Source organism: Flavobacterium columnare NBRC 100251 = ATCC 23463 (assembly GCF_002530675.1).
In the GTDB taxonomy this organism is placed as follows: Bacteria; Bacteroidota; Bacteroidia; order Flavobacteriales; family Flavobacteriaceae; genus Flavobacterium; species Flavobacterium columnare.
The window spans coordinates 1-4,298 of record NZ_PCMX01000030.1 but is presented as its reverse complement, the minus strand read 5'-3'; the positions used below and the strand labels follow the sequence as shown (position 1 = coordinate 4,298).

The 4,298-nt window shown below is 32.9% G+C and carries 4 protein-coding genes; 3 read left to right on the top strand and 1 reads right to left on the bottom strand.

Annotated features, from left to right (window positions below):
* Both B0A78_RS05495 and B0A78_RS05490 read left to right on the top strand, forming a co-directional pair.
* A partial coding sequence (locus B0A78_RS05495) for a polymorphic toxin type 8 domain-containing protein (RefSeq protein ID WP_249030947.1) occupies positions 1-754 on the top strand: 754 nt, incomplete at its 5' end.
* A 3-nt stretch (positions 755-757) separates the two neighbouring features.
* Positions 758-1,138: a DUF2750 domain-containing protein gene (locus tag B0A78_RS05490; protein WP_097609451.1), complete on the top strand. Its 381-nt coding sequence runs from the start codon at positions 758-760 to the stop codon at positions 1,136-1,138.
* A 39-nt stretch (positions 1,139-1,177) separates the two neighbouring features.
* Here B0A78_RS05490 and B0A78_RS05485 read toward each other — a convergent pair whose 3' ends face one another.
* Positions 1,178-1,519 (bottom strand): helix-turn-helix domain-containing protein, encoded by a 342-nt coding sequence (locus B0A78_RS05485; RefSeq protein ID WP_088389951.1) that lies wholly within the window; start codon positions 1,517-1,519, stop codon positions 1,178-1,180.
* A gap of 165 nt (positions 1,520-1,684) precedes the next feature.
* On the opposite strand from B0A78_RS05485, the gene B0A78_RS05480 reads away from it, so the two are divergent.
* Positions 1,685-4,000 (top strand): toprim domain-containing protein, encoded by a 2,316-nt coding sequence (locus B0A78_RS05480; RefSeq protein ID WP_097609450.1) that lies wholly within the window; start codon positions 1,685-1,687, stop codon positions 3,998-4,000.
* Positions 4,001-4,298 lie beyond the last annotated feature (298 nt).

Sequence of the window (4,298 nt, the reverse complement as noted above, 5' to 3'; positions counted from 1 at the left end):
TATTGACCCACTAGCCGAAGAGTTCCCAGACTGGTCGCCTTATAGTTTTTCTTTCAATAATCCTATTCGTTTTGTTGATGAAGATGGAATGGCTCCAACTGATATAGTCATACTTGGTAAAAATAACTCCAGTGTAACATTAAAAACTGATTTAATTGATATAAAAGTTAATGCAAGTAGTTTAGGTGTTGATTTTGGAGGGAATTATTCATTAAGCGGAAAAGATATTTTAAGTGCTGGATTAGATATAGTGGGAATTTTTGACCCCACAGGAATATCCGATGCTGTCGGTGCAAAAATGGCTTTTGATGATGGAGATTATTTTAGTGCAGCTATCAGTGCTGTTGGTGTTATTCCTTATGCAGGGGATTTAGCAAAAGTAGGTAAGATTAAAAAAGATATTAATATTATTGAAAATGCTATCGATGCAGTAAAATCCGCAGATAATGCTAAATCACTTTTAAAGGCAGGTAGAGCAGGAAAACAAGAGAGATTAGTAGAATTGGCTACAGATCCTAAATTAGGTAAAGCTGATAAAGGATGGATAAAATCAGAAATGAATCAAATAGAGAGAGGTAATAGGAAATCAATCCGTAATCCTCCTGGAAAAGATTTGGCACACGAGAGAGGTCGAGAGGCAGCAAAAGGGTATTCATATAAAAATTCAAACTTACAAGACAGAGATTTACATAGAAGGCAACATAAATATGATAATGGAGGTAGAAAAAATAAAGAAAGACCTTTAAATGATTAATTTATGAATGCTAAAGAAATTAAGAATGTGTCTGTATTGCAACCAATAGAAAGATATAAGTACTTTATTAAAAAAGTTGCAGATTACGAGGAGCTTTGGACTATTGTTGATGTTAATGGAGATTATGCTTTGTCTGACATTGACGATAAAACTTTGATATCATTTTGGTCTGCTAAAGAGTTTATTAATTCTAATCTTGAGGAAGGATGGAGAGAATGTACTCCTAAAAAATTGACTCTTGACGATTTAGAAGATGAGATATTTGACTTAATTGCATCTAAAAACTATTTAATAGATGTATTTCCTGTAAATGGCAAATCTGGTTTTGTTGTTGATTTAGATGAATTTGCAAGAGATTTAAGTGAGGAATTAAAAAATTATTAATAGCATTATAAATAACAAACCCCGCAAATGCGGGGTTTGTTATTTTAAAAAGGCTTGTAATTTACTTTTAGCAAGATAGGCATCGAGTAAAGAAAAGACGCATTCTTTGTCTTTTTCTGTAAGTTCGTCAATCTCTTGAAATCTTTTTAACATAGTAGGGTCTTTTAAAAACTGGGCTTCTTTGGCTTCTCCAATTAAGTAGCCAACGGTTGTTCCCAATTCATCAGCTAATTTTTTTACTACATCAATAGAGGGTTTCATCTCATCCCTTTCATATCTACCAATTACAGTATGTACGCTACCGATTAGCTTTGCTAAATCTTGTTGCGACAAGCCTTTGCTGTCTCTTGCTTCTCTTAATCTTTTACCGAAAGTTACCATAAAATAACACTTAAAAGGTTAATAAATACCCTTATTTCAATTGATATTGCAAATATATAAAACTAAAACGGTTAATTAAAATCGTTAAAATTTTACCATATAAAACTCATTCGGTATCTTTGCACCGAAAACGGTTAATAAAAATATTTTTAAAAAGTTTCAACAATGGAAATATCAGAGATAAAACAACAGCTTACGATGGCAAATGTTCTGCATTACTACGGCTTAAAAACCGACAAAAAAAGTCGTTTAAATTGTCCGTTCCACGAAGACAAAACCCCAAGTTTTCAAGTGTACTACAAAACACAAACGGCATATTGTTTTTCTTCGAGCTGTAAAACACACGGCAAAAGTATGGATGTGATTGATTTTATATTGTACAAAGAAAACTGCACCAAACACGAAGCCATTAAAATAGCAGAGCGAATAATCAGCCCCCTAGCCCCCGAAGGGGGAACTACCAAGATGACGAAGCAAGATTTATCGAGAGAGCAATTTTTGGGCAATATGTACCAGTATTTTAAAAATGCCATTAGCAACAGCAAACCAGCCAAAGAATATCTACAATCTCGAGGTTTAGACAATAAAAAAATAGAAGTCGGTTACAATGGTGGTCAGTTCCATCACGGAGCAAGAAAAGACGAAACTTTAATAAATCAGTGTTTAGAATATGGATTACTAATTGACAAAGGAAACAAAGGCAGAACAGGAGAAACCGCTTACAACGTTTTTGGTAAATGGTGTATTGTTTTTGCTTTAAAAAATAGAGAAAATAAAGTAGTATCATTATACTTTAGAAGCACACTAAACGAGAAAGAAAGTAAACATTTTTATCTAAAAAATCGACAAGGTTTATATCCAAATTATCCCAATGTAAATACTAAAAAACTAATCTTAACCGAAAGTATTATTGATGGTGCGAGTTTATTACAAGTCAATCAAATAGCAGAAAATTACAGTTTATTAGCGTGTTATGGAACTAACGGACTAACTGAAGAACACATCAAAGCCATTAAGGAACTCAAACAATTAGAAGAAATCATCTTTGCTTTTGACAATGATACAGCAGGAAAAGAAGCCATTACAAAATATGCTAGCCTACTTTTAGAAGAAATCGGAGATTCGCTGACCAAAGGGAGGCAATTACCAGGAATAAAAATAAGTGTGCTAGAACCAATAAACAAAGACATCAACGAAACACTACAACTACACAATGAAAAACTATTTATTGAACTTTTAGACAAAAGACAACCAGTCATTGCGAGCCAAAGCGAAGCAATCCCACAAACCGAAGTACTTCCAGCTTCCAGCTCCCAACTTCCAACCTCTATCGACTTCTTAAAACGAAAACATCTACTAAAAAACTTAAACATAGAAATCGGAAAAGCAGGAATAGTTGGCGAAGAAAATAGCAGAATGTTATTATTTTTAATCATCATCAGTTATCTAAACAAAAGCCCATTACACGCATTAGTTCAAGGCTCAAGCGGTAGCGGAAAAACACATATTATAAGCAGAATAGCGGATTTAATGCCACCCGAAGATGTTTTAAGATTTACACGAATTACAGAAAGTTCACTTTATAATTGGGGTGAGTTTGATTTATTCCAAAAGGTGGTGATTATTGAAGATTTAGACGGCTTAAAAGAAGATGCACTCTATGCCCTGCGAGAATTTATATCCAACCAAGTTTTAAGAAGTTCCGTAACCATAAAAGACAAAAAAGGAAATAACAAATCTTCTCATAAAATTGTAAAAGGTCAGTTCTCTAGTCTATCAGCCACCACCAAAGGCGAAACCTACGAAGACAATATGAGCAGAAGTTTTTTAATAGCCATCGATGAAAGCAAAGAACAAACCACAAGAATAATCGACTACCAAAACAAACGCAATGCAGGAGAAATAGATCCAAACCAAAGCCAAAAAGCAATCAATTTTATCCAACAAATCATCAGAAATTTAAAGGTTTACGAGGTTATAAATCCTTATGCAACACAATTACATCTACCCGAAAAAGTACATAAAATAAGAAGATTAAACGAAATGTATCAAGCCGTAATCAAACAAGTAACGTTCCTAAATCAATATCAAAGGAAACTAACCAATAACAACCAATTAATTACCGAAATCGAAGACATCGAACAAGCAACCGAAGTACTTTTTGAATCCATAGTTTTAAAAGTAGATGAACTCGATGGAAGTTTAAGACAATTTTTTGAACGATTAAAAAAGTACGTTAAAAGTGAAAATCAAGAGTTTATTTTAAGAGATATAAGACAAGATTTAGGAATAAGTAAAACACAGATATTTAGGTATATACAAACACTTTTAGAGTTGGAATACATCAAACAGGTTGGCGGTTTTGCAAACAAAGGCATAAAATATAAAATCTCCTATTGGGACAATTACCAAAAGTTAAGAGCAGAGATTAAAGACTTTTTAATGTTACAAATAGAACAGCTACGACAAGAGCAAAAGTAAGTTGGAACACTAAAGGAACGCAAAAGGAACACTAAAAAACGGTGTAAAGTATTGTAAAATATAAGTAAACAGTAAAAAAATAGTCTAGCGTTCCTAAAAATAAAATATTGAGTAAGCAAAACCATCATAAACCTTAAAAACGTCATACCAAACCATTTAAAATTTAAAATTCAACATTTAAAATAATAAAAGATGGGCGCACCAAGCAAGCATAAAATCTACTCTGAAACCTACCAAGAACAGGCAAGAAACTACAAAAAACATTTAGACATTTTAGGATTAAAACCCGAAACTACCC

Coding starts and splice junctions, on each gene's coding strand:
- B0A78_RS05490 (WP_097609451.1), top strand. CDS start 758: ATGAATGCTAAAGAAATTAAGAATGTGTCTGTATTGCAACCAATAGAA.
- B0A78_RS05485 (WP_088389951.1), bottom strand. CDS start 1,519: ATGGTAACTTTCGGTAAAAGATTAAGAGAAGCAAGAGACAGCAAAGGC.
- B0A78_RS05480 (WP_097609450.1), top strand. CDS start 1,685: ATGGAAATATCAGAGATAAAACAACAGCTTACGATGGCAAATGTTCTG.